Annotated in this window: 26 protein-coding genes; 8 read left to right on the forward strand and 18 right to left on the reverse strand. The window is 70.5% G+C overall.

All coding sequences use genetic code 11. The features are described from left to right. Positions 1-122 precede the first annotated feature (122 nt). The 6 genes from ACFOWB_RS24610 to tsaB form a co-directional block, all read right to left on the reverse strand. Positions 123-2,477, reverse strand: a complete 2,355-nt coding sequence (locus ACFOWB_RS24610) for a transglycosylase domain-containing protein (RefSeq protein ID WP_378149957.1) — start codon at positions 2,475-2,477, stop codon at positions 123-125. Positions 2,478-2,579: 102 nt separating this feature from the next. Further along, complete coding sequence (locus ACFOWB_RS24615; protein ID WP_378149959.1) at positions 2,580-3,290, reverse strand: sulfate transporter family protein; 711 nt, start codon at positions 3,288-3,290, stop codon at positions 2,580-2,582. A 199-nt stretch (positions 3,291-3,489) separates the two neighbouring features. After that, positions 3,490-4,350: a lysophospholipid acyltransferase family protein gene (locus ACFOWB_RS24620; protein ID WP_378149961.1), complete on the reverse strand. Its 861-nt coding sequence runs from the start codon at positions 4,348-4,350 to the stop codon at positions 3,490-3,492. Between the two features lie 7 nt (positions 4,351-4,357). Then, positions 4,358-4,735 carry a Fur family transcriptional regulator gene (locus ACFOWB_RS24625; RefSeq protein WP_261405717.1) on the reverse strand — a complete coding sequence of 126 codons (378 nt, stop codon included), beginning with the start codon at positions 4,733-4,735 and terminating at the stop codon, positions 4,358-4,360. Positions 4,736-4,897: 162 nt separating this feature from the next. After that, positions 4,898-5,398, reverse strand: coding sequence for a GNAT family N-acetyltransferase (locus tag ACFOWB_RS24630; protein WP_378149963.1), 501 nt, complete (start codon positions 5,396-5,398; stop codon positions 4,898-4,900). Positions 5,399-5,440: 42 nt separating this feature from the next. Further along, on the reverse strand, positions 5,441-6,115 hold the full coding sequence (tsaB, locus tag ACFOWB_RS24635) for a tRNA (adenosine(37)-N6)-threonylcarbamoyltransferase complex dimerization subunit type 1 TsaB (protein ID WP_261405260.1): 675 nt from the start codon (positions 6,113-6,115) through the stop codon (positions 5,441-5,443). 76 nt (positions 6,116-6,191) lie between these two features. Between tsaB and ACFOWB_RS24640 the strand changes: the two genes are divergently transcribed. Then, positions 6,192-6,578 (forward strand): DUF1801 domain-containing protein, encoded by a 387-nt coding sequence (locus ACFOWB_RS24640; protein ID WP_261405259.1) that lies wholly within the window; start codon positions 6,192-6,194, stop codon positions 6,576-6,578. Between the two features lie 7 nt (positions 6,579-6,585). On the opposite strand, the gene ACFOWB_RS24645 is transcribed toward ACFOWB_RS24640, so the two are convergent. Both ACFOWB_RS24645 and ACFOWB_RS24650 read right to left on the reverse strand, forming a co-directional pair. After that, a complete protein-coding gene (locus ACFOWB_RS24645) occupies positions 6,586-6,912 on the reverse strand; it encodes a DMT family transporter (protein WP_261405258.1) in 327 nt (108 codons plus the stop codon). Then, a complete protein-coding gene (locus ACFOWB_RS24650) occupies positions 6,909-7,553 on the reverse strand; it encodes an FMN-dependent NADH-azoreductase (protein WP_261405257.1) in 645 nt (214 codons plus the stop codon). The genes ACFOWB_RS24645 and ACFOWB_RS24650 overlap by 4 nt, the downstream gene beginning before the upstream one ends. Positions 7,554-7,640: 87 nt before the next feature. Between ACFOWB_RS24650 and ACFOWB_RS24655 the strand changes: the two genes are divergently transcribed. Beyond that, a complete protein-coding gene (locus ACFOWB_RS24655) occupies positions 7,641-8,489 on the forward strand; it encodes a LysR family transcriptional regulator (protein WP_261405256.1) in 849 nt (282 codons plus the stop codon). 29 nt (positions 8,490-8,518) lie between these two features. Here the strand turns inward: ACFOWB_RS24655 and ACFOWB_RS24660 are convergent, their stop codons facing one another. Further along, the gene (locus tag ACFOWB_RS24660) at positions 8,519-9,493 is read right to left on the reverse strand and encodes an NADPH:quinone oxidoreductase family protein (protein WP_378149967.1); all 975 of its coding nucleotides are present in this window, start codon (positions 9,491-9,493) and stop codon (positions 8,519-8,521) included. Positions 9,494-9,506: 13 nt separating this feature from the next. After that, the gene (locus ACFOWB_RS24665; protein WP_261405716.1) at positions 9,507-10,055 is read right to left on the reverse strand and encodes a sigma-70 family RNA polymerase sigma factor; all 549 of its coding nucleotides are present in this window, start codon (positions 10,053-10,055) and stop codon (positions 9,507-9,509) included. A 325-nt stretch (positions 10,056-10,380) separates the two neighbouring features. Between ACFOWB_RS24665 and ACFOWB_RS24670 the strand changes: the two genes are divergently transcribed. Continuing rightward, a complete protein-coding gene (locus ACFOWB_RS24670) occupies positions 10,381-10,944 on the forward strand; it encodes an invasion associated locus B family protein (RefSeq protein WP_261405254.1) in 564 nt (187 codons plus the stop codon). Between the two features lie 131 nt (positions 10,945-11,075). On the opposite strand, the gene ACFOWB_RS24675 is transcribed toward ACFOWB_RS24670, so the two are convergent. The 4 genes from ACFOWB_RS24675 to acnA all read right to left on the reverse strand — a co-directional run bounded on the left by ACFOWB_RS24675 (position 11,076) and on the right by acnA (position 16,291). Then, positions 11,076-11,465 carry a DUF2794 domain-containing protein gene (locus ACFOWB_RS24675; RefSeq protein ID WP_261405253.1) on the reverse strand — a complete coding sequence of 130 codons (390 nt, stop codon included), beginning with the start codon at positions 11,463-11,465 and terminating at the stop codon, positions 11,076-11,078. A gap of 65 nt (positions 11,466-11,530) precedes the next feature. After that, entirely contained in the window at positions 11,531-12,568 is a 1,038-nt protein-coding gene (locus ACFOWB_RS24680) for an alpha/beta fold hydrolase (RefSeq protein ID WP_261405252.1), read from the reverse strand. Between the two features lie 10 nt (positions 12,569-12,578). Then, positions 12,579-13,403 carry a DUF1223 domain-containing protein gene (locus ACFOWB_RS24685; protein ID WP_378149970.1) on the reverse strand — a complete coding sequence of 275 codons (825 nt, stop codon included), beginning with the start codon at positions 13,401-13,403 and terminating at the stop codon, positions 12,579-12,581. Positions 13,404-13,606: 203 nt separating this feature from the next. Next, the gene (gene acnA / locus ACFOWB_RS24690) at positions 13,607-16,291 is read right to left on the reverse strand and encodes an aconitate hydratase AcnA (RefSeq protein ID WP_378149973.1); all 2,685 of its coding nucleotides are present in this window, start codon (positions 16,289-16,291) and stop codon (positions 13,607-13,609) included. A gap of 329 nt (positions 16,292-16,620) precedes the next feature. Between acnA and ccmA the strand changes: the two genes are divergently transcribed. Continuing rightward, entirely contained in the window at positions 16,621-17,232 is a 612-nt protein-coding gene (gene ccmA / locus ACFOWB_RS24695) for a heme ABC exporter ATP-binding protein CcmA (RefSeq protein ID WP_261405249.1), read from the forward strand. A gap of 62 nt (positions 17,233-17,294) precedes the next feature. Here ccmA and ACFOWB_RS24700 read toward each other — a convergent pair whose 3' ends face one another. Then, on the reverse strand, positions 17,295-17,813 hold the full coding sequence (locus ACFOWB_RS24700) for a PepSY domain-containing protein (RefSeq protein ID WP_261405248.1): 519 nt from the start codon (positions 17,811-17,813) through the stop codon (positions 17,295-17,297). 92 nt (positions 17,814-17,905) lie between these two features. On the opposite strand from ACFOWB_RS24700, the gene ccmB reads away from it, so the two are divergent. The 4 genes from ccmB (at position 17,906) to ACFOWB_RS24720 (ending at position 20,350) form a co-directional block, all read left to right on the forward strand. After that, positions 17,906-18,559 carry a heme exporter protein CcmB gene (gene ccmB / locus ACFOWB_RS24705; protein WP_261405247.1) on the forward strand — a complete coding sequence of 218 codons (654 nt, stop codon included), beginning with the start codon at positions 17,906-17,908 and terminating at the stop codon, positions 18,557-18,559. Positions 18,560-18,831: 272 nt separating this feature from the next. Next, positions 18,832-19,593, forward strand: a complete 762-nt coding sequence (locus ACFOWB_RS24710; RefSeq protein ID WP_261405715.1) for a heme ABC transporter permease — start codon at positions 18,832-18,834, stop codon at positions 19,591-19,593. After that, complete coding sequence (gene ccmD, locus ACFOWB_RS24715; RefSeq protein WP_261405246.1) at positions 19,590-19,748, forward strand: heme exporter protein CcmD; 159 nt, start codon at positions 19,590-19,592, stop codon at positions 19,746-19,748. Before ACFOWB_RS24710 ends, ccmD begins: the two co-directional genes overlap by 4 nt. After that, entirely contained in the window at positions 19,745-20,350 is a 606-nt protein-coding gene (locus ACFOWB_RS24720; protein ID WP_261405245.1) for a DsbE family thiol:disulfide interchange protein, read from the forward strand. The genes ccmD and ACFOWB_RS24720 overlap by 4 nt, the downstream gene beginning before the upstream one ends. Positions 20,351-20,473: 123 nt before the next feature. Here the strand turns inward: ACFOWB_RS24720 and ACFOWB_RS24725 are convergent, their stop codons facing one another. From ACFOWB_RS24725 to ACFOWB_RS24735, 3 genes are read right to left on the reverse strand one after another with little or no spacing between them, the layout of a single operon-like run. Continuing rightward, positions 20,474-22,147, reverse strand: coding sequence for a thiamine pyrophosphate-binding protein (locus ACFOWB_RS24725; protein WP_261405244.1), 1,674 nt, complete (start codon positions 22,145-22,147; stop codon positions 20,474-20,476). Between the two features lie 4 nt (positions 22,148-22,151). Beyond that, positions 22,152-22,943 (reverse strand): SDR family NAD(P)-dependent oxidoreductase, encoded by a 792-nt coding sequence (locus tag ACFOWB_RS24730; protein WP_261405243.1) that lies wholly within the window; start codon positions 22,941-22,943, stop codon positions 22,152-22,154. Continuing rightward, complete coding sequence (locus ACFOWB_RS24735; protein WP_261405242.1) at positions 22,940-24,256, reverse strand: capsule biosynthesis protein; 1,317 nt, start codon at positions 24,254-24,256, stop codon at positions 22,940-22,942. The genes ACFOWB_RS24730 and ACFOWB_RS24735 overlap by 4 nt, the downstream gene beginning before the upstream one ends. Positions 24,257-24,501 lie beyond the last annotated feature (245 nt).

Consider the following 24,501-nt stretch of genomic DNA (forward strand, 5'->3'; position numbering starts at 1 on the left):
GTGAGAATTCTAGCGATCGGGCGAAAATTGGCGCGAAAGGCAGGCCAAGCGTTCCGCCGCCCAACGCGCGGCGCGTCGCATGACGGTCAGAACTCGCCAGGGCGTCGCGCGCCGCCGCGCCGTCAGAACCCGCCGAACAGGTCCTTCAGAAAGCCGATCGGGCCGCCGTCGTCGCCGCGGCGTTCGCGATAGACGCGGCGCTCCTCGCGCGGGCGGTCGTCGTAATAGCCCTCGTCGACGCGCGCGCTCGAATAGGGCTCGCCCTCCTGCTCGCGGCCGGGGCCGGCCTGATAGACGTCGCCGGGCTGCTCGTGCTCGTCCATCGGCGGGATCCACTCGCCCGGCAGGCTGGCGACCTGAACGCCCTGATGCGCCTCGCCCATGTAGCGGCTCCAGATCGAGACCGGCAGGCCGCCGCCTGAGGCGTGCTTGGTGGGCGAGTTGTCGTCGTTGCCGAGCCAGACGGCGGTGATCATGTGGGCCGTGTAGCCGATGAACCAGGCGTCGCGGAAATCCTGGCTCGTGCCGGTCTTGCCGGCGGCGGGCCATCCGGCGAGCTGGGCCGAGCGCGCGGTGCCGGAGCGCAGCGTCTCGCGCAGCATGGCGTTCATCATGCCCACGCGCGACGTGTCGACGACCTGCTTGGGAGCCTCGGTCTTGCGCTTGTAGAGCGTCTCGCCCTGCGTCGTCTTCACCTGGCGCACGATGTAGGGCTTGGCCTCGAAGCCGCCATTGGCGAAGGGGGCATAGGCCGCCGTCATCTCGAGCGGCGTGACTTCCGACGTTCCGAGCGCGATCGAGGGGTTGGGCACGAGCGGCGAGGTGATGCCGAGCCGCTCGGCGGTGTGGACCACGTTCACCGGGCCGGCCTCGAGCCCGAGCCGGACCGCCACCGTGTTGACCGACTGCGACAGCGCATAGGTCAGCGACATCGGCCCGCCGTACTTGCGGGTGTAGTTCTCCGGCGTCCAGCCCTTCAGCTTGAGCGGCGCGTCGGTGCGGATCGAATCGGGGTCGAGGTTCTCGGCCTCGAGCGCCGCGAGATAGACGAACGGCTTGAAGGCCGAGCCCGGCTGGCGCTTGGCCGCCGTCGCGCGGTTGAACTGGCTCTCCGAATAGTTCTTGCCGCCGACGAGCGCCTTCACCGCGCCGTCGGGCGCGAGCGAGATGACGACGCCCTGGCTGACGCCGAGCTTGGCGCCGCGCTTGGCGATGCCGTCCTGCAGCGCCTTCTCGGCGGCGGTTTCGAGCTTCGGATCGAGCGTGGTTTCGACCACGAGGTCCTCGTCATAGACGCCGACGAGCCCGTCGAGCTGGTCCATCACCCAGTCGGCCGCGTAGCCGACGGCCCCTTGCGGCTTGGGGGCGGGGGAGGGCGGGTTCACCCGGAACGCCGTGTTGGCCTGCTCGCGGGTGATGTAGTTCTCGTCCGCCATCGCCTGCAGCACCACGTCGGCGCGGTTGCGGGCGGCTTCCGGATCGTGGCTCGGCGAGAGCCGCGAGGGCGCCTTCACCAGGCCCGCGAGCATCGCGGCCTCGGAGACGTTCACCTTGCGGATCGACTTGCCGAAATAGCGCTGGGCCGCGGCCTCCACGCCGTAGGCGCCCGCGCCGAAATAGACGCGGTTCAGGTACATTTCGAGGATCTTCTGTTTGCCGAACTTGCGTTCGAGCCAGAAGGCCAGAACCGCCTCCTGCACCTTGCGCTCCAGCGAGCGGGCGGGCGTCAGGAACAGGTTCTTGGCGAGCTGCTGGGTCAGCGTCGAGCCGCCCTGGGCGACGCCGCCGCGCTCGATGTTGGCCTTCACGGCGCGGGCGAGACCGAAGGCGTCGACGCCCCAGTGGTCGTAGAAGCGCCGGTCCTCGATCGCGATGAAGGCCTGCGGCACGAATTTCGGCATTTCGGCGAGCGGCACCGAGGCGCCGCCGGTCTCGCCGCGATTGGCGATCGGCTTGCCGTTCATGTCGGCGATGACGACGTTGGGCGGCCGCTTCGGGATCTCGAGATTCTCGAGCGGCGGCATGCGCGAGGCGTAATAGGCCACGACCCCGCCGCCGCCGATCGCGCCGAGGACGCCGAGCAGGATCATGAAGGTGATCGCGCGGCCGATCAGGCTGCGGCGCGGCCGTGACGGCGCGCGGCTGCGGGACGCCTTCGAGGCCTTCGGACGGCTGCGGCCCATCACCCAGGCCCAATAGGACAGTTTTGGCCGCTCACCCACGCCGTCCTCCTGCGCGGGGCCGAAGTTCGGCTCGCGGCGTCCAGGTTCGAACGAGGGTTCGGCGGAGAAATTCGGTTCGCGGCGACCGTCGGCCCGAGGCTCGGCGCGCGGTTCCTGCGGCCGGGAGGATCCGTCCGCGGAGCCCGCGCCCGTCGGCCGGTCGTCGGCCGTGAGGCGGATGTCCGTCGAGCCCGATCCGGCCCCGAAGGTCGGCTCGCGCCGTTCGTCCCGCCCGGACCCGCGTCCGATCGCCATTGCGCCACAACCCCGTCAAACCGCACGCGCGGGGCGCCCGTCATGGACGACCCCTCCCTGGTTTCATCGGGTGCACTTTGAATGCGGCGGGTTTAAGGGGCGTTACGGCTCGATGCGGCGTTCGGGCCCAGGCGCGCGCCTGAGCTTTCGGGCCTCGTCGGCCGCCACGCGCTTGTGCAGGTGGACGAAGAACGCCGTGGCGAAGAGCGGCGTCAGCAGGTTGGCGAAGGGCAGCACGGCGAGCGCCGCCGTCAGCACGCCGCCCGCAAACACCTTGAGGCGGTTGCGCCGGCGCATCGCGGTCGCGTCCTCCGCCTCGCGAAACCGCATCGCCGCGAGCGAGAAATACTCTCGGCTGAGCAGGTAGCCGTTCACCACGAGCCAGGCGAAGAGATTGACGCCGGGGATGAAGATCAGGACCAGCAGCAGGAGGTTTAGTCCCAGCACCAGCAGGAAGAAGCGCGCCGACAGCAGCAGGCCGCGGACGAGCGGCACCGGCGTTCCGGGCGGGTCGTCGGGATAGTGCGTGCGCTCGACGATCTCGGCGACGTCGTCGAGGAAGAGGCCCGCGACCGCCGCGGTGATCGGCGTCACCAGAAACAGCATCCCGAACGCCGTGCCGAGGCCCGCGACGATGTGGGCGATCTGGTTGAGCGTCGGGTTCTGGAGGACCAGCAGCCGGTCGGCGAGCGCCTGCAGGCCGAACCAGCCGACGACGAGCAGCAGGAGGGTGATCGCGAGCGACTTGAACAGCACCGCGCGGAACGGCGGCGAGAAGGTCTGGCGCGCGGCGAGGACGGCGGCGGACCACATCAGAGGCGAACCCCGGGTGGCGCGACGTCGCCGCTCCCCTCCCCCTTGCGGGGAGGGTGGGGGTGGGGGTGGTTCAGGATGGCGCAGAAAGCGTCGGCGTAGAGCGACGTCGCCCTTTGCGCTTCGGTCTGAGCCACCCCCACCCCCGACCCCTCCCCGCAAGGGGGAGGGGAGAAGGCGGCGGCGCTCTCCGAAATACTCACGCGTGCTCGCTTTGCTGGACCGGCTCGCCCGCCTCGATCGCCTTCGCCCGGGCGACGTCCTCGGCTTTGCGGCCGAGCAGGGCGTTGGTGGTGAGGCGGCGCACCTCGCGCTCGGCGACTGCGGCGAGGCGCTTGCGGTCGGTGCCGGCGTCGGCCCGCATGGTCTCGCCGAACGTCACGGTGGCGTCGATCGCGCCGTCGCGCAGGATCGACCAGAGGTGATGCGCGAAGGTCATCTCGCCGTACCAGGCGACGAAGGGGCGACCGAGTCGCCCGAGCGGCAGGCCGTTGCGATGGGTGTAGGCGACCGAGACCGGCTGGACCGCGATGCTGGCGCCGCCCGAGGCCGCGATCGCCGCCCGCGCGGCGCCGAGCAGCGAGGTGCGGAAGGCCAGCACCCGGTTTCCGTCGCTGGAGGTGCCTTCGGCGAACAGCACGACGGGCGAGCCCGCGATCATGCGCGCGGCCATCTCGTCATTGACCTGCGCGGTCGCGGTGCGGCGGGCGCGGTCGACGAAGATGGTGCGCTGAAGCCGCGCGAGCTGCCCGAACACCGGCCAGCCGGCGATCTCGGACTTCGCCACGAACGACATGCGGCAGACCGAGCCGAGAACCGGAATGTCGAGCCAGGAGGCGTGGTTCGAGGCGATCAGCAGCGGGCGTTCCGACGAGGGTTCGCCGATCACCTTCACGCGCACGCCCACCACCGCCATGGCGAAGCGATGGAACTTCATCGGCAGCGTCTGGGCGTGCGGCGAGTTCATCCGCATCAGCGCGAGCTGGATCGGGGCGAGCACGATGACGGTCGGCACGAGGACCAGCGCCGAGGCGATCGCGCGCAAGGGGCGGCGGACCATGTCGCGGTCAGTCCTTGTCGTCGATCGGCACGGCGTAGAGCTCGAGCCGGTGGTCGACGAGCCGATAGCCGAGCCGCTCGGCGATGGCGGCTTGCAGCGCCTCGATCTCCTCGTCGCGGAACTCGATGATCTTGCCCGAGCGTAGGTCGATCAGATGGTCGTGATGCTCGTCGGGCTGCGGCTCGTAGCGCGAGCGGCCGTCACGGAAGTCGAGCCGCGCGATGATGCCGGCGTCCTCGAACAGCTTCACCGTGCGGTAGACGGTCGAGATCGAGATGCGCGGATCGACCGCCGAGGCGCGGCGATAGAGCTCCTCGACGTCGGGATGATCGTCGGCGTCGGCGACCACGCGCGCGATGACGCGGCGCTGCTCGGTCATCCGCATGCCCTTCTGGGCGCAGATCGCTTCGATCTGGTCTGAAGAATGCGTGGACAATTGCGGGCGCCGTCCCGTCGAATTCCAGTTCCTGGGTCGCTCGTCGTCCCGGATCGGGAGCTTATAGGATCGCGCGGAGCCGGCGTAAACCGGTCGGAGGCCAAGCGGCCATCACGCCATTTCGAGCGCCATGACGCGGGCCGAGCCGCGCTTGCCGTCGGCGCGGGCGTAATAGGCCTTGCGGCGGCCGACCTGTTCGAAGCCGAAGGCGCGATAGAGCGCGAGCGCGGGCTCGTTGTCCTCGTCGACCTCGAGCACGACGCGGCGCACGCCCTGGCCCGCGAGCCGCCCGAGATGGCGGCCGAGCAGCGCCTTGCCGCCGCCCGCGCCGCGACGCTCGGCCGCGACCGCGATCGAGAGCACCTCGGCCTCGTCTTCGGCGACCCGCGAGAGCGCGAAACCGAGCACCTGCCGGCGCCCCTCGCGCCTCAGCGCGCAGGCGACCACGGACCGGTCGCGCAAGAGCTGCTCCATCTCGTCGATGCTCCAGCCGCGCGCGAAGGCGCCCGCATGGATGTGCGCGAGCTCGTCCGCGTCGCCGGCGTCGGCGATCTCCACCGCCCAGGATTCGGGCCGCGCGAAATACGCGTCCCAGAACCAAAGCCACAGCATCGCGCCCCCGCGCCTTCGTGGTCCCGCCCCTGCCTTACCCGCTCAGCGTCGGGCGATTCGCCCCTGCGTCTGCGGATGCGCGTCGGCCGCCTTGAGGTAGAGCGGCTTCGGCGCGGATGTCGGAGCATCGCACGCCGCGCCGAGCCGCGCGACCCAGAGCGGGTCCGGCGCGTCGCCCGCGACCATTCGCGCAGACGGCGGCGCATGGGCCGCCACGAGCGCCGCGCCGGAGCCGACGAGGATCGCGGCGCCGTCGCCGAGCGCGCGGGCGGCGTCGCGGGCCTCGATCAGCCGCGCGGTGACGAGCGGGCGACCGTCCGCGGAGAAAGCCTGGAAGAAGACGCGCTCGTGCCGGGCGTCGATCGCGACCGCGACCGGGGTGGCGCCGTCGCCGAGCGCGAGCCAGGGCGCGGCGAGCGCAGAGAGCGTCGTGACCCCGACCACGGGGATCTTCGCCCCGAGCCCGATGGCGCGCGCGCAGGCGAGCCCGACCCGGAGTCCCGTGAAGCTGCCCGGGCCGACCGTGACCGCGACGCGCTCGATCCCTTCGAGGCCGCCGGCCGCCTCGAGCACGCGCGCGACCTCCGGCATCAGCGCCTCGGCGTGGCCGCGCGCCATCGCGATGGAGGAGACATGCGCGAGCGCGTCCGCCTCCGCCGTCTCGACGACGGCGACCGAGCAGGCCGAAAGAGCGGTGTCGACGGCGAGGACGCGCATCGCCGGTCAGTAGCAGGTTTTCGCGCGGAAAGTCCGCGCCTCGCGAGCGGCGCCGGCGCCGGCTATCGTCGCGCGCATGCGCAAGACGCCCGCCGCCGAAACCCCGGACGCCTATCTGGCCGCGCTCGACGGCTGGCGGCGGGAGCTCGTTAGCGCGTTGCGCGCGAGCGTGCTCGCCGCGGGGCGGCTCGAAGAGCGGATCAAGTGGGGCCACCTCGTCTATGTCTCGAACGGCCCCGTCCTGCTGATCCGCGCCGAAGAAGCGAGGGTGCTGTTCGGCTTCTGGCGCGGAAAGCGGCTGACCGGCGTCGATCCCGCCCTGAAGCCGAGCGGCAAGTACGAGCTCGCCACGCGAACGTTTCTCGAGGGCGACGGGGTCTCGCCCGAGCTCGTCGCCCGTCTCGTCGCCGAGGCCGTCGCGCTGAACCGCGATCTCGGCGATCCCACCGACCTGAAGCGGTGACCGCGGTTCAGCCCGCGAGCTTCAGGCCAGCGATGCCGATCACGATGACGCCCGCAAAGCAGATGCGGACCGGATCGAGCGCCTCGCCGAGGAAGGCGACGCCGACGGCGAGCGCGCCGACCGCGCCGACGCCGGTCCAGACCGCATAGGCCGGGCCGCGCGGGAGAACCTGCAGCGCTTTCGCCAGCATCGCGATGAAGGCCGCGAGCAAGACGAGCGAGACGACGCTCCAGAGCGGCTCGGTGAAGCCGTTGGAGCGCTTGGTCGCGAACGCCCAGGCGACGTCCGTCAGTCCCGAGGCGACGAGAAGGGCCCAGCCCCACGCCGCGCTCATCGGCCCGCTCCGGAGAAGGTCCGCGCCAGCGCTGCGAGCCGGTCGCGCGCGGCCGCGACTCCGGCCGCGACGTGATCCGGCGGCCCGGCGGTCGGCTGCACGGGCGCGACGACGGCGCCGGTGAGCCCGATGAAGCCAAGCGCCGCGCGCAGATAGTCGCTCGCGAAATCGGCGCGGCCGAAGCTCCGCCCGCTCGAGAAGTCGCCGGCGCTGGCGAGGATCGCGACGGTCGGGCGGGGCCGCAGCAGCGGCGCGTAGCCCGAGGCGGGATCGAAGCTGAAGCTCAGCCCCGGCTGGGTGACGAGGTCGATCCAGTGCTTCAGCCGGTAGGGGAGGCTGAGGTTCCACATCGGCGTCGAGATCAGCACCGCGTCCGCTGCGTCGAGCCGCTCGACGAGCCCTGCGACGCCGTCCCACGCGGCCTGCTGGGCGGGGGTCAGCGGCGTCCCGGCGAGGCGGGCGTATTTCGCCGCGAGCGCGTCGCCGTCGAGTTCGGGCAGGGGCTCGTCCCACAGGCCGAGACGGTCGATCTCGGCGTCGGCGGCCGACGTCGCGACCTCTGCGAGGAAGGCGGCCGCGGCCTCGCTCGATCGCGACGCCTCGCGCCGGGGCGAGGCTTCGACATGAAGGATACGGATCATCGGCGGGCTCCGCTTGCCGTGATGGGAGCCGCCAACGTAATTTGCGTCCATGAGACGTCATTGCCGTCAGATGCGAAGAGAGTTCGCATGAGCGCGAATACGTCGATCTCCCATGACGACGTCCGGCTCGTCGCGTCGATCGCCCGGGCGACGAGCATGCGCCGGGCGCAGGCCGCCGGCGGCGGGCATCTCGCGACGCTCTACCGGCGGCTGCGCGATCTCGAAGCGCGCATCGGCGGGCCGCTGTTCGAGCGGCGCGGCGAGCGGCTCGTGCCGACCGCGCGCGCCGAGCCCTTCCTCGACGTCGCGGCGGCGATCGAGGATCGGCTGGCCGAGGTCGAACGCCGCGTCGCCGCGCTCGACGACCGGCTGGTCGGACCGCTGACGGTGACGACGGCCGACACGCTGGCGCCGCGCGTCTGCGCCTGCCTGAAGGCGTTCGGCGAACGGCATCCGCAGGCGCGGATCGCGCTCGACGTCGGCGCGCCGATGCTCGATCTCGCCCGACGAGAGGCCGACGTCGCGATTCGTCCGACCACGAGCCCGCCCGAGACCCTGATGGGCCGTCGCGCCGGCTCGTTCGATTACGCGGCCTATCGGGCGAAGGGCGGCGCGGCGCCGGACCGGTGGATCGGCTATCACGGCGACGTCGCGGCGGCGCCGGCCGCGCGCTGGCTCGCCGAACACGCCTCGGAGGACGAGGTGGGCCTGCGGGTCAACAGCCTCTCGGCCGCCGCCGCCGCAGCCGCGCAGGGCTGGGGCCGCGCCTTGCTGCCGGACTACATGGCCGACGACAGGCTGGAGCGCGTCGGCGAGCCGATCGCCGCATTGAGGTCGGAGCTCTGGGTGCTGTTCCACCCGGACCTGCGGGCCAATCCGCGGGTGAGGATCTTCGCCGAGTTCGCCGCCGCGTGGTTCAGGAAGGCGCTGGCGTGACGGCGGCGGCGAGGTCGAGCGGAGCCGCCCTACGGCCGCACCAGGATCTTCCCCTTCGCCTCGCGACGCTTGATTCGGGCGATCGCCTCGGCGGTCTCCGCAAGCGGCAGCACCGAGTCGACAGGGGCGGAGATCTCGCCGTCGGCCGCCCAGTCGAAGATGCGGGCGAGTTCGGCGCGATGCGCCGCGGGCTCGCGCTCGGCATGGGCGCTCCAGAACACGCCGCGCACGTCCGCGCCCTTCAGCATCGGCAGATTGAGCGGAAGCTTCGGGATGTCGCCGGCCGCGAAGCCGATGACGAGATGCCGGCCGCGCCAGGCGAGCGCGCGCACGCTCGCCTCCGTGGCCTCGCCCCCGACCGGATCGTAGACGACGTCGACGCCGCAGCCGTCCGTCAGCTCCTTTAGCCGGCTCTTGAGGTCCTCCGTCGTGTAGTCGATGAGCTCGTCGGCCCCGCGCTCCTTGGCGAAGGCGAGCTTATCGGCCGAGGAGGCGCAGGCGATGACGCGGGCGCCGAGCAGCTTGCCGATCTCGACCGCCGCGATCCCGACGCCGCCGCTCGCGCCGAGCACGGCGAGCGTCTCGCCGGCTTTCAGCGCGCCGCGGTCGGCGAGCGCGTGCAGCGTCGTGCCATAGGTGATGATGAGGCCGGCGGCCTTGTCGAGCGGAAGCTCCTCGGGCACGAGCGTCAGCTGTTCGGCCTTGACCGCGACCTTGCCGCGCGCCGCGCCGTAGCCGAGATAGCCCGCCACCCGGTCGCCCTCGGCGAGGCCCTCGACGCGCGCGCCGACCGCGGAGACGACGCCCGCCATCTCGCCGCCGGGCGAGAACGGCAGGTCGGGCTTGGTCTGGTAGCGGCCCGCGATGATGAGCGTGTCGAAGAAGTTGAGCGCCGCATAGGCGACGTCGACCACGACCTCGTCGTCGGCCGGAACGGGATCGTCGAGATCGACGAGCTTCAGCGCCTCGGGCCCGCCGAGTTCGACGCAGAGAACGGCTTTCAAGGGATCTGGGCTCTCAGTTGGCGTCCGCGAGGCCGTCCGCCTCGAGGCTGCGGCGCAGCCGCCCGAAGGCGAGCCGGATGCGGGATTTCACCGTGCCGAGCGGAAGGCCCGTGGCGTCCGCGATCTCGCTGTGGGAGCGCTCTTCGAAGAAGGCGAGGCGCACGAGGCGAAGCTGTTCGGCGGGCAGGCCCCGCATGGCGCGGGCGACGAGCGTTTCGCGCTGATGCGCCGCCAGCGCCTCGTCGGGCGTCGGCGCGTCGTCGACGGGCATCGCCGTCTCCTCGAGCTCGACCGACCCGCCGTGGGCGCGGCGCAGGAGATCGATGCGCCGGTTGCGGGCGATGCGGTAGAGCCAGGCGCCGACCGAAGCCTTGGCGGGGTCGAACTGGTCGGCCTTGCGCCAGAGCGCCACCATGGCGTCCTGCGTGATCTCCTCGGCGAGGGCCGGCTCGCAGCCGAGCCGCGCCAGATAGGCGCACAAGCGCGGCGCGTAATGATCGAACAGCTGCTCGAAGGCCTCCCGGTCGCGCCGCGAAGCGACGCGCGCCACGAGCGCCGCCATGACGGCGGCGGGGCGCTCCTCGCGCTGGGCGTCGGTCTCGGCCTTGGGCGTCGTCACGATCGGCTCGGCCCTTCCCTGGCGATGCGGGACGGCCCTCGTTCGGCGGGGCCGATCCGGCGTTTCGCGGCGAGTTAAGCACGCTTGCCGGCCCTCGCCTACGGCTCTTGCGTCGCATGGCCGTTTTCTAAACATTTACCATGATTTGATAGGACCAAGGTCCCGAAACCCGGGCTGCGCCGCCGTTGTGGGGCTTGGCGCCGGGCGCGAAGCGTCGTTTGAATGCGCCCGCCGTCCCGCGGCGCCGTTAAGAGACGAAAGCTGTTCCATGATCGACCGCGCACCGCTCCTCTTCGCCGCCGCCGCCGGAGCGGTCATCGCCGGGCTGTGGGTTTCCCCTTCGAGCGCCCAGGCGCCGGCCGGCGTGCAGCCGACGCAGATCGGCGAGTTCAAGGACTGGAACGCCTACGCGGCGCCGGTGAAGGGCGGAAAAGTCTGCTACGCGCTCGCCACGCCCCAGAAGTCGCGCCGCCGTTCCGCGCAGGCGCCCGAGGGGGCCTATTTCTTCATCTCGAACCGCCCGCAGGACGGGGTGAACAACGAGGTGAGCGTGATGCCGGGCTTCCAGCTGAAGGCCGGCAGCGAGGTCGAGCTCACGGTCGACGGCGCGACCTTCAAGCTGTTCACCCGCGGCGACGGCGCCTTCATGGGCAACAACGAGGACCAGGCGGCGCTCGTCGAGGCGATGCGCGGCGGCCGGCGCGACATGAGCGTCGAGGCGACGCCCTCCCGCGGCCGCAAGTCGACCCAGAGCTATTCGCTCTCGGGCCTTTCGGCTGCGCTCGACAAGATCAATCAGGAATGCCGGGCCGCGGCGCCGCGGGCGCGGTGAACTCCGTGTCCCGGACGTGATCCGGGACGAGAGCCGTCAGCTTCCCGGGCGGTCGGGCCCCGTCGCCCGCGTCCACGACGTTCCGGACGGCGGCGCCTTTCGGACGTCTCGTCACGTCCGTGACGACAGGGTCACGCCGTCACCAGCCTCAGCGTCTTCTTCTCGAGCACCGCGAGAACGCGGGCGAGGTCGGGGCCGCGCTTCAGGATGAGGCCGCCGGCCGCCACCACCGCATAGGCGCCCTGGCGGCGCGCGAGCCGCGGCGTCTTCTCGATCCGGTAGAGCGGGGCTTCGCTCGTGCGGCGGAACACTGAAAACACCGCCTGGTCGCGCAGGAAGTCGATGGCGTAGTCGCGCCACTCGCCGGCCGCGACCATCCGTCCGTAGAGGGTCAGGAGATCCTGGAGCTCGCGGCGGTCGAACGAGACCTGCGAGACGGCCGCGGAAGACTGCAGCGGAGGAGAGTCCTGCGCGCTTGCGGCGGCGCGGGGGATCAGTCGTATAGGCTCGGAATCGCTCATCGCGCCTCCCTCATCGAGCCGTCATGATCCTCCTCGCGGGGGCGCTTCGCAAGGCGTCCGCGGCGTCAGGGCGCAGTCTTGGCGGGCGAGGCCGAGAGCGCCTTGAGAAGGGCGGCGTCGAACTCCTCCGGCGCCTCGACATGGGGCGAGTGGCCCCGGCCTGGAAACTCGACCAGCGTCGCGCCAGGGATCGCCTTGGCGGCCGCCTTGCCGAGCGCGGCGTAGTCGCCGAGGGTCGCGGCGACCTCCTTGGGCGCGCGGTTCGCGCCCGGGGCGGTGCGATCGGTCTGGCCGATCATCAGCGTGGTCGGAACCTTGAGCTCCGGGAATTCGTAGACCACAGGCTGCGTGTAGATCATCTCGTGGGTCAACGCGCCGATCCACGCCACCTGCCTCGCGCCTGCGCCCTTGTACATGCCGGCGTTCATCTCGACCCAGCGGTCGTATTCGGGCTTCCACTGGCCGTCGTAATAGAACTTGAGCTGGTAGGCCTTCACGCTCTCGAACGTGGTCTTCAGCTCGGTTTCGTTGAGCTTGTCGATGGTGGCGTAGGGCACGCCCTTCGCCTTCCAGTCCTCGAGGCCGAGCGGGTTCACCATCACGAGCCGTTCGGTCGCGGCCGGGAACATCAGCGCGTAGCGGGCCGCCAGCATGCCGCCCATCGAGTGGCCGAGCACCACCGCCTTGTCGACGCCGAGCGAGGCCAGCAGCGCATGGGTGTTCTGGGCGAGCTGCTGGAACGAGAACTGGTAGCCGTCGGGCTTCGTCGACTTGCAGAAGCCGATCTGGTCGATCGCGACCACGCGGAAGCCCGCCTCCGACAGCACGCGAATCTGCCGCTCGAAGGTCGCGGCGCAGAAATTCTTGCCGTGGAGCAGCGCGACCGTGCGCCCGTTCGGGGTCGCGTCTCCCGAGGCCCTGGGCGCGACGTCCATATAGGCCATCGACATCGTCCGCCCCTGCGAGACGAACTCGAAGCGCTTCACCTCATGGGGATAGTCGAAGCCCTCGAGCTCGAGCCCGTAGGCCGGATGCTCGGCGGCCTTGGCCGCCATGGGCGCGGCGAGCGCCGCGAAAGCGAGGCCGATGCAGACGATGCGCATGCGAAAAAACTCAGTAGGGGTCGCCGAGCAGCCGCGACGTGGTGGTGGCGGCGGGCTGCGGCTGGGCCGCGACGGCCTTCGCCGCGCCGAGGATCGCGCCCGGCTTGCCGCCGTTGCCGGCCTGGACCAGCACCGCGACGCCGTCCGACTGGGCGTCGTCGCCCAGAACCTCGTCGGCCGCGATCTCGAAGCGCGCGGGGCCGCCGTCCCAGACGCCGAGACGGGTCATGTGGCGCACGACGTTGGCGTAGACGACCTTGCGGCCGGCGTTCTCGCCGCGGCCGATCTCGACCTCCTGGGCGCGGCGGAGCGCGAAGGCCCAGACCTCGCCATGGCCTTCGGCGAGCGCGCGGCGTGGACCCGACACCGCGACCTCGATGCGGCCGTCCTCGACCTCGAGTTCGACAGGCAGGGCGAGATCGCTCTTGCCCTGCGCGCGCGAGATCGCGGCCTCGACGGCGCGATGGTCGCCGCCCACCACGCTTTCGCGACCGTTGACCACGACCTGCGGGGTGAAGACCTTACGGTCGCCGCGCGACATGGCGTAGGCGCGCTGGCGCGCGGAGTTCGCCGGGCTCGCCAGCGTGTCCTTCCAGCCGAGATAGTCCCAGTAGTCGACCGCGAGCGTGAGGACGAGCGCGTCGCCCTTCTCCGCGAGATCGGCCGCCAGGCGGTCGGCGGGCGGACAGGACGAGCAGCCCTGGCTGGTGAACAGCTCGACGACGCTGGTCGGAGAGCCGGCGCCCGCAGCCCCGACGCCGCGCGGCGTCTCCTGAGCCGCGACGGGCGCGGCCAGAAAACATCCGAAGGCGAAAACGAGGCTTGCTGCGCGCATGGGTCCGGCTGCTCCTCGGCGGGTGAATCGGGGCGGAGACGTCACAGTTTTATGGCGTCGCCGGGGCCGTCATTCCACTCACAGCACGGCGAGGCGCCGACTCGTGATCGGGAAAACGCCCTGCGGACCCAGGGAGCCACGCCCGGTCCTGACGATCCCGGACGGCGGCCTGGGGCCGCCGTCCGGAATGTCGAGCGATCGTCTTACGCCGCAAGGCTCCGCAGCACGTAGTGCAGGATGCCGCCGTTCTTGAAGTAGTCGAGCTCGTCCAGCGTATCGATCCGGCAGAGCAGCGGCACGACCTGCGTCTCGCCGTTCGCCGAGGTGATCTCGGCGTTCAGCGTGACGCGCGGCTTCAGCCCTTCGGCCAGGCCCTTGATCGTGACCGTCTCGTCGCCCTTGAGGCCGAGCGTCTGCCACGACTGGCCCTCCTGGAAGGTGAGCGGCACGACGCCCATGCCCACGAGGTTCGAGCGGTGGATGCGCTCGAACGACTGCGCGATCACGGCGCGCACGCCCAGAAGGTTGGTGCCCTTCGCGGCCCAGTCGCGCGACGAGCCGGTCCCGTATTCCTTGCCGGCGAACACCACGAGCGGCGTCCCTTCCGCCTTGTACTTCATGGCGGCGTCGTAGATCGGCATCTGCTCCCCGTCGGGGAAATGCTTGGTGACGCCGCCTTCGACGCCCTCCAGCATCTGGTTCTTGATGCGAATGTTGGCGAAGGTGCCGCGCATCATGACCTGATGGTTGCCGCGCCGCGTGCCGTACTGGTTGAAGTCCTGCGGGCGGACCTGATGGTCGCGCAGATATTCGCCGGCCGGAGACGCCTGCTTGATCGAGCCCGCCGGCGAGATGTGGTCGGTGGTGATCGAGTCGAGGAACAGGCCGAGGACGCGCGCGTCGTCGATGTCGGTGATCGCCTCGGGCTCGCGCTCCATGCCCTCGAAATAGGGCGGGTTCTGAACGTAGGTCGAGGTGTCGACCCAGGCGTAGGTCTCGCCCTTCGGGGCGTCGATCTTGCGCCAGTTGTCGTCGCCCTTGAACACGTCGGCGTACTTCTCCTGGAACATCGCCTTGGTGACGCTCTCGCGGATCGTCGCCTGGACGTCGGCGGTCGAGGGCCAGATGTCCTTGAGGTAGACCGGCTGGCCGTCCGAGCCTTCGCCCAGCGGCTCGGTCGTGAGGTCGATCTGCAGCGAGCCCGCGAGCGCGTAAGCGACGACGAGCGGCGGTGAGGCGAGGTAGTTGGCCTTCACGTCCGGATTGACGCGGCCCTCGAAGTTGCGGTTGCCGGAGATGACGGCGCCGGCGATCAGGTCGGCGGCGTTGATCGCCTCGGAGATCGCCTCGGGCAGCGGGCCGGAATTGCCGATGCAGGTGGTGCAGCCGAAGCCGACGAGATTGAAGCCGAGCGCGTCGAGGTCCTTCTGGAGGTCGGCCTTGGCGAGATAGCCCTCGACCACCTGGCTGCCCGGCGCGAGCGAGGTCTTCACCCAGGGCTTGGACTTCAGGCCCTTGGCGACCGCGTTGCGGGCGAGCAGGCCCGCGGCGATCAGCACGCTCGGGTTCGAGGTGTTGGTGCAGGAGGTGATGGCCGCGATCGTCACGTCGCCATGGCCGAGGTCGTAGTCGGCGCCTGCGACCGGCACGCGCTTGGCGGCCTCGCCCGGCTTCTTGAACTCGCCCTCGAGCGCGGCGAGGAAGCCCTGCTTGGTCTCACGCAGCAGCACGCGGTCCTGCGGGCGCTTGGGGCCGGCGAGCGAGGGCTCGACCGAGGAGATGTCGAGCTCGAGCACGTCGGTGAACACCGGATCGGGCGTCGAGGCGTCGCGCCACATGCCTTGCGCCTTCGAATAGGCCTCGACGAGCGCGATGCGGTCGGGGTCGCGGCCGGTTTCGTCGAGATACGCGATCGTCTCGGCGTCCACGGGGAAGAAGCCGCAGGTCGCGCCGTATTCCGGGGCCATGTTGGCGATGGTGGCGCGGTCGGCGAGCGAGAGATGGTCGAGCCCGTCGCCGAAGAACTCGACGAACTTGCCCACCACGCCCTTCTTGCGAAGCATCTGCGTGACGGTGAGCACGAGGTCGGTGGCGGTGATACCCTCCTTGAGCTCGCCCGTGAGCCTGAAGCCGATCACCTCGGGGATGAGCATCGACACCGGCTGGCCGAGCATCGCGGCTTCGGCCTCGATGCCGCCGACGCCCCAGCCGAGCACGCCGAGGCCGTTCACCATCGTGGTGTGGCTGTCGGTGCCGACGCAGGTGTCCGGGTAAGCGACGGTCTCGCCGCCGAGCTCGCGCGTCCAGACCGTCTGGGCGAGATATTCGAGGTTCACCTGGTGGCAGATGCCGGTGCCGGGCGGCACGACGCGGAAGTTTTCGAAGGCCGACTGGCCCCATTTCAGGAAGCGGTAGCGCTCCTGGTTCTGGCGATACTCCTCCTCGACGTTCTTGCCGAAGGCGGCGTCGTTGCCGAAGAAGTTCACGATCACCGAATGGTCGATGACGAGGTCGACCGGGACCAGCGGGTTGATCTTCGAGGGCGAGCCGCCGAGCGCCACCATCGCGTCGCGCATCGCCGCGAGGTCGACGACGGCCGGAACGCCGGTGAAGTCCTGCATCAGGACGCGCGACGGGCGGTAGGCGATCTCGTACTCGCCCTTGCCGCGGTTCTCGAGCCAATCCTTGACGGCCGCGATGTCTTCCTTCTTGACCGTGCGGCCGTCTTCGAAGCGCAGCAGGTTCTCGAGCAGCACCTTCATGGAGAACGGCAGGCGCGCGACGCCCTCAAGCCCGTTTTTTTCCGCGTCCGGGATGCTGTAGTAGCGATAGCTCTTCGAGCCGGCCGACAGGGTTTTGGACGAACGGTAGCTGTCGGGATGGGACACGTGAGCACGCTCCTGATGTTGGCTGCGCAAGATCGCGAGGACGGACCCGTCACGCGTGCGCTGCACAAGATGGCTGTAGGGGCCGTTATAGGAGATGTTCGCCCGCGGTTGAAGCGGCTTGACGCCGTGACCGCCATGCGGTTTCGGCGCACTTTTCGACGCGTTCCAGAGCGGCTTTCGCCCGGTTTCCCGCCGAGTTGCGTCCATCTCCGCGACGCCCGGCCGGACGGCGACGCAAAAGACACGGCTTCAATTTTTTCTGAAACCAGATCGCTAGTTTTTCTGAATATGGGCGCGAGGGCGTCAGTCGCAATGGTCGCGGGGCGCTCATGAGGCTCGTTGCGAGCGACCTTGTCGTCACGCGCGGCGGACGCCCGGTGCTGTCGGGCGTCGGCTTCGCGGTTCCCGCCGGCGGCGCGCTCGCCGTCGTCGGGCCGAACGGGGCCGGCAAGTCGACGCTGCTGCGGACGATCGCGGGCCTGCTGAAGCCGCTTTCGGGCGAGGTGAGGCTCGAAGGCGAGGACGAGTTCGAGCCGCGCGAACGGATGCATCTGCTCGGCCATCAGGACGCGGTGAAGCCGGGACTGTCGGTCGTCCGCAATCTTCGCTTCGCTCGCGATCTGCTGGGCGGGGAGGGCGATCTGACGGCCGCGCTCGCCCGGGTCGGGCTTGGGGCGATCGCCGAGCTTCCCGGATCGACGCTGTCGGCCGGCCAGAAGCGGCGCCTCGCGATCGCCCGCCTGCTCGCCGCGCCCCGTCCCGTCTGGTTGCTCGACGAACCGACCGCGGCGCTCGACGCCGCAGGCCAGCGACTGCTGGGCGAACTCGTCGCCGAGCACCGCGCCAAAGGCGGCATGGTGGTGGCCGCCACCCATCTCGCGCTCGGTTTCGAGGCCGAGACGCTGGAGTTGGGGACGGTCGTGACTGTTCCCGCGGAGTAAGGCCGCGGTTCTCCCTCCCCTGTCACCAAGGGAGGGAGGCGGCTGACGGGAGCGTCCGGAAATCAGTCCGGAGTCGCCTTGCCCATCGCGTCGACCTTGACGTCCTTGTCGCCGTCAGCGGTCGCGACGTCGATCTCATAGGCGACCGCCTCGCCGTCGCGCTCGACCTCCGCGGAGGTCGCCTTGCCCTTGACCATGGCTTCGGCGGCCGCGATCGCGTCCTTGAGCTGGACCTGCGCCTTCTGGAAGTTCTCGGGCTTCAGCATCACGAAGTACTTCTCAAAGGTCTGCTCTTCCTGGCCCGTCACCTGCCCGGAATTCGGGTCGACATGGAACTCGGTGAGCTTGTTCCCGCCCTCGGCCAGAACCTTGACCTCCCAGCGGCCGCCGCCGTCGTCGTCGAAATCGGCCTCCGTGGCCTTGCCCATGCCGGCCTTCTCCGCCGCCTCGATCGCCTGCGCGATCCCGACCTTGGCGTTCTGCGCCGCAGAACTGTCGGCGAGCGCGGGGGAAGCGAAGACCCCGCCAAGGCCTGCGGCGAGCGCGAGACCGGCGAGGAACGGGATGCGTACGGCGGACATGACAGGAGTCTCCCTAGGGGCTATGCCGCTCTCGGGCGGCTTGAGATGAAACGCCGTCGCCGAGCACTCGTTCACAGGCCCAGTTCACGCTCATGCGTTCACCCGTCGCGGCCGTGCTGACGCGCGACCTCGCGCTCGCCCGCGGCGGCGGGGCGGGGCTCGGCGTCGTGTTCTTCCTGATCGTCGTCACGCTGACCCCCTTCGCCATCGGCCCCGACCTCGCGCTGCTGCGGCGGATCGGTCCGGCGATCCTGTGGCTCGGCGCGCTGCTCGCGACGTTGCTCGGCCTCGACCGCCTGCTGCAGGCCGATCACGAGGACGGCGGCCTCGATCTCCTCCATCTCGCGCCCGCCTCGCTCGGGACGCTGGTGGCGGCCAAGATTTTTGCGCATTGGCTGACCACGGGCCTGCCGCTGGTGCTCGCCGCGCCGCTCTTCGGCGTGATGCTGGACATCGCTTCGCAAGGGCTCGGCCGGGTGACGATCGCGCTGCTCGTCGGCACGCCCGCGCTCGCCTGCCTCGGCGCCGTCGGGGCGGCGCTGACGGTCGGCTTGAGGCGCGGCGGGCTGCTGGTGCCGGTGCTGATCCTGCCGCTGTCGATCCCGGTGCTGATCTTCGGCGTCGCGGCGAGCGGCGACGGGCCGGAGGCCTCCGGCGCGCTGATGGCGCTCGCCGGGCTCGCGCTCGGCTATGCGGCGCTCGGGCCGTTCGCCGCCGCAGGCGCGCTGAAGGCGCTCAGGGACTGAGGACCGCGCGTCCCGTCATGCCCTGCGAAGCGAGCCGAAATCGCGGATACCTGGCCTTCGGCCGAGCATAACTGCGGTGGTTCAAGCGATTGCGACGGAAGGACCGTTTCATCGCGCGCCAAGGCGTCCTAATTAGACGCGGAACAAACGGCGTCGTCCCGGCCGAAGCGAAGCGGAGAGCCGGGACCGTGCTCCGGAGAGGGCGCCTCAACCTGATGACGATCCCGGCCCGTCGGCTCGCGCCGCCGTGCGGGATGACGAGCGCTTCGCCAATGGGCCTGATCTCAGCCGTCTCCTCGCTCGCGAACCCTGCGCGCTTCAACGCCTTCGCGAGCCGCGCCACGCCCTGGCTCGTCGGCGCGACCGCGCTCGTGCTCGGGGCCGGGCTCTATCAGGGCCTGTTCGTCGCGCCCGCCGACTACCAGCAGGGCGAAACGGTGCGGATCATGTTCCTGCACGTGCCCTCGGCGTGGCTCGGCATGATGGGCTTCGTCATCATGGCGATCGCGAGCGTCGGGGTGCTCGTCTGGAAGCACCCGCTGGCCGACGTCTCCGCCAAGGCCGCGGCCCCGATCGGCGCGGCCTTCACCTTCCTCGCGCTCGCCACCGGCTCGCTCTGGGGCAAGCCGATGTGGGGAACCTGGTGGGTGTGGGACGCGCGGCTCACCTCGTTCCTGATCCTCTTCCTGATGTATCTCGGCCTGATGGCGTTGCGCTCGGCCATCGAGGAGCCCTCGCGCGCCGCCAAGGCCTGCGCGATCCTCACGCTCGTCGGCTCGATCAACATCCCGATCATCAAGTTCTCGGTCGACTGGTGGAACACGCTGCACCAGCCGGCCTCGGTGATCCGGGCGGGCAAGCCCGCGATGGACTCCTCGATCCTCATCCCGCTGCTCGTCTGCGCGCTCGGCTTCACGCTGCTGTTCCTGACGCTGCATCTCGTGGCGATGCGCACGGAGCTCATCCGCCGACGCCTGCGCACGCTGCGCATCACCACGGCGGCCGCCGCCTTCGTCCCGGAGCCCGCGGAATGACCGGCCCCCATTTCGGCTTCATCGCCGCCTCCTACGGCATCGGCTTCGTGGTCGTGGCGGGCCTCATCCTCTGGACATGGGTCGACCACCGCGTCCAGACCCGCGCCCTGAAGGCGCTCGAGGCCGCGAACCCGCGCCGCAGGTCCGCCCGATGAGCGAGATCCGGACGGGCGACGCGCCCCGGACGACGTCGGGCCGGCGCCGCTATCTCCTCATTCCGCTCGTGATCTTCGCCGCGCTCGCGGCGCTGCTCTACGGGCGGCTCTACAGCGGCGACCCCGCGGCGCTCCCTTCCGCCCTCATCGGCCGTCCCGCGCCCGACATGACGCTGCCCGCCCTCGAGGGCCTGACCCGCGACGGCGCGGCCGTGCCGGGCTTCTCGCGCGCCGACCTCGCGGCTGGCGAGGTCACGCTCGTCAACGTCTTTGCCTCCTGGTGCGGTCCCTGCCGCGACGAGCATCCCATGCTGATGCGCCTGAAGGATCAGGGCCTGCCGATCGTCGGACTGAACTACAAGGATTCGCCCGAGAACGCCCGGCGCTTCCTCGGCGGCCTCGGCAACCCCTACGGCAAGGTGGGCGTGGACGCCGCCGGCCGCGCCTCGATCGAGTGGGGCGTCTATGGCGTGCCCGAGACCTTCGTGGTCGACGGGCAGGGGCGGATCGCGTTCAAGTTCGTGGGGCCGCTCTCGGAAGAGGCGGTGCGCGTGAAGCTGATGCCCGCAATCGAAAAGGCGAAGGCCGGCGCGGGGAAATAGGCGACTGAACCTCAGCCCGTCATCCCGGGCCTGACCCGGGATCCAGAGCCGACGCGCTTCGTGAGCCTGGCTGGCCGGTTCGGTTCTGGATCCCGGCTCTTCGGCCGGGATGACGGCTGAGGTTTAGTCGCCCTTGGGTTTGCCTTCGCGGATTTCGTCCAGCGTCTTCGTCGCCGAGATGGCGTCGGGGTGGATGCGGACATGCACCACCGCGGGCCGGCCTTCGAGCGCGGCGGCCCGCGCGAGCCCGAAGGCGTCCGCGAACTCTCCCGCCTTCGTGACCGAAAACCCTTCCGCGCCGAAGGCCCGCGCATAGTCGGCGAAGTCCGGGTTCCGAAGCGCGGTCGCGAACGGCCGGTCGGGGAATTCGCGCTCCTGATGCATGCGGATCGTCCCGAGCTGGCCGTTGTCGAACACCAGCGCGACGACGCCGAGCCCGTACTGGACCGCCGTCGCGAGCTCCTGCCCGGTCATCAGGAAGCAGCCGTCGCCCGCAAGCGCCACCACCTCGCGCTCGGGATTGAGGCGCTTGGCCGCGATCGCGCCGGGCAGGCCGTAACCCATCGAGCCAGAGGTCGGCGCGGCCTGGCTTCCGTAGCGCGTGACGCGGTGGAAGCGGTGGAACCAGCCCGAATAATTGCCCGCGCCGTTGGTGACGATCGCGTCCGGCGGCAGCGTCGCGAAGGCCGCCATCACCTCGCGCATCTGGACTTCGCCGGGATGGGCCGGAACCTCGCGGGTCCAGTCGAGATAGTCGGCGCGGGCGGCTTCGGTCTCAGCCCGCCAGCCGATCTCCTGCGGCGGCTGGACGGCCTCGAGCGCCGCCGCGAAGGCCGTCGGCGAGGCGTTGATCGCGAGCGCCGGCTGGTAGACCCGGCCGAGCTCCTCCGGGTCCGGATGGACGTGGACGAGTTTTTGGCGCGGCGCGGGAACGGAGAGGACCTCGTAGCCCTGGCTCGGCATTTCGCCGAGCCGCCCGCCGATCAGCAGCACGAGGTCGGCGTTCTCGACCCGCTTGCGCAGTTTCGGATTGGGCGCGATGCCGAGATCGCCGGCGTAGCAGGCGTGGTCGGCCGGAAACAGCATCTGGCGTCGGAAGGTGGCGGCCACAGGCAGCGCGAACCGCTCCGCGAAGCGCTTGAGGCGGCCGACCGCGGTCTCCGACCAGCGAGATCCGCCGACGAGCGCGATCGGGCGCTCGGCGGCCCACAGCAGCTTCTGGAGCGCCGCCATGTCGGTGAGGCCGGGCCACGTCTCTGCCGCGACGACGGGCGGCGCGTCGGCGACCTCGGCGGCCTCGTCCAGCATGTCCTCGGGCATGGCCATGATCACGGGTCCCGGCCGGCCTTGCGTCGCCACGCGGATCGCGCGGGAGACGAGTTCGGGAATGCGCGCGGCGTCGTCGATCTCGACCGCCCATTTGGCGACGGACCCGAACACGGCGCGGTGGTCGAGCTCCTGAAACGCCTCGCGGTGGCGGAAGCCGCGCGCGATCTGGCCGACGAACAGGATCATCGGGGTCGAATCCTGCGCCGCCACATGCACGCCTGCGAAGGCGTTGGCGGCGCCGGGGCCGCGCGTCGCGAAGCAGAGGCCCGGCCGGCCCGTGAGCTTGCCGGCGGCGTCCGCCATCATCGCGGCCCCGCCTTCCTGCCGGCAGGTGAGGAAGTCGAAGCCCTTGGCCCGCATCGCCTCGAGCACGGCGAGATAGCTCTCGCCCGGAACCCCGAAGCCGAGCCTCAGCCCGTTGGCGAGCAGCGCGTCGACGAGAATCTCGGCGCCGGTGCGGGCCGCCACCGCCTCAACCCTTCGCGTCAGGCGCGATCTCGACCGGCACGCGCGCGAGGAACATGCGCCGCACGAAGCGCGGCAGCGCGCGGCCGGCCCGGATCGCCGCCACGATCTGCCAGGGGAAGGCGATGACCGGCGCGCCGCGCTCGATCTTGCGGCGGATGAGCTTTGCCGCAGCTTCCGCCGACATCTCCCAGGGCTTCGGCCCGAGATAGCGTTGGCTCATGTCGCTGGTGACGAAGCCCGGGCAGATGACGCTGACCGAAATTCCCTCAGGCGCGAGGAAGTCGCCGAGCGCCTCGCCCCAGGCCAGCACGCCGGCCTTGGAGGCGGAGTAGGCCGGCGTGTCGCCGACCGGCTGAAGCGCCGCGAGCGAGCTCATCACCGCGATGCGGCCGCGCTTGCGCGCGCGCATCGGCTCGATCAGCGGGGTCACGGTCGCGACCATGCCCTCGAGGTTGATGCGGAGCTGCCGCTGGGCGGTCGCGAAGGTCTCGGCGCGGCGGCCCGGTTCGAGGCCGCCCGACACGCCGGCGTTCGCGATCACGACATCGACCGGATGGGCGGCGTCGAAGGCGAGGATGGAGGCCGCGAGCGCGTCGGAGTCGACCACGTCCACGGACGCCGTCTCGACCGTCGCGCCCTTGGCCCGGCAATCGGCCGCGACCTCTTCGAGGCGGCCGGCGTCGCGGCCGATCAGCAGCATCGCGGCGCCCTCGGCGGCGTATTCGCGCGCGAGCGCCGCGCCGATCCCGCGACCGGCGCCTGTCAGGACGATCGAACTCGAAATGCGGTTGGTCACTCGCCCGGAACGACCGAGGCTGCGGCCGGCGGGTAGCCGCTCGTCCACTCGATCGCGGCCGGGCGCGCATGACCGACAGGGGCCATCTCGGCGAGCCGGGCGACCGAGTTCTCGACCGCGATGCTGATCGCCTCGCGCGAGTAGAAGCCGCCATTGAGCTGGGTGCGGGCCGCCACGACCTTGCGGAAGGCGGCCACGCGCTCCGGCTGCGGCGCGATCGGCGCGGTCCAGAAGCCCTCGAGCGTGCCCTGATGGGTCATGCCCTCGATGTCGTAGATCGCCTGACCGATGGCGATGGTGGGCACGCCGCGCTCGAGCGCCATGGTGCCCATGGTGCTGTTGACCACAACGACGCCGGCCGCGTTCTGGACGAGCTGGTCGCCGTCGCCGCCGTCGAGATAGACCAGGCGGTCGCCGAGGCCGGTGCGGTGGGCGGCGATCTGCGTCGCCTTGCGGCGGTTCACGAGGCCGTTATCGAGCGGATGCAGCTTCACCACGAGCTTGGCGTTGGCCGGCGCATGGGCCGCGAAGGAGCGGGCGACGAACTCCACCACCTCGGTCATCGCGCTGAACGGCGAATGCAGGCGGATCTGGTAGTCGCTGTCGAGCTGGAGCGGCAGCAGGAAGTAAGGCGCCTTGCCCCGGCGCAGCATGCGCTCCACCGCTTCGGCGCGGCGCGCCTCGGCCTTCTTGCGCACCATGCGGCCGAGCCAGCCGCCATACTCCACCAGGCAGTGGTTCGGGCGGTAGCGGCGATAGCGCGGGAAGAAGTAGGGGAAGAACACCTGGCTGAGATTGTAGAGCACGTCCCAGAAGGTGCGGGCGCGCATGTCGCCGGCGATCGGCGTCGGCTCGGTCGTCTCGGCGAGCTCGGAGGCGACGCGGTCGATCGTCTCGGGATCGCGCGGCAGGCCCGAGAAGCCGTTGACGCCGCCTTCCTCGAGCGTGATCCAGTTCGGCCGGAAGTAGCCTTCCTCGAACACGTGGACGCGCACGCCGCGGAGCTGGGCCGTGGCGATGGCGACGCGGTGATAGGGGCGCCCGTCGCCGAACAGGACGAGGTCGGTCACGCCGCGCTCGTCCATGAAGCGCGAGAGGAAGCCGCGCCAGTCCTCGAACGCGCCGCGATAGTCGACGGCGCCCGGGATGTTCCAGAACAGTCGATCGCCGAGGTTAAGATTGACGCGCGCGACGCCGTAGCCGCGCTCCTTGAGCGCGTGGCCGAGCCGCACGAAAAACGGAGACGCGAGGCCTTGCAGGAACAGGAACGTGCGGCCTGGCCGCCCCCCGGTCTGGTCTGCGCCTTCGGTCATAAAACCTGCCCGCGAACGAGCCCCGCTCGAACGCGGCCCCCGTCCTCTCGATGCCCCCGTCCGTCCGGTTGTTGCGATTGCGAACAATCGCTTCCGGATTCGGCCAGCCAAGCGTTGCATCCTCGGCCCTGCGCGGCTAGCGCTGGACCGTCGATCGCATAGACAAGCCTCGGACCAGCCATTTGAACCACAGCGTCGGGGAAGTCGCAATCATTTCCAGCCGGTTGCAGGAGAAGTCCGCGGAA

Source organism: Chenggangzhangella methanolivorans (assembly GCF_042648545.1).
In the GTDB taxonomy this organism is placed as follows: Bacteria; Pseudomonadota; Alphaproteobacteria; order Rhizobiales; family Methylopilaceae; genus Methylopila; species Methylopila methanolivorans.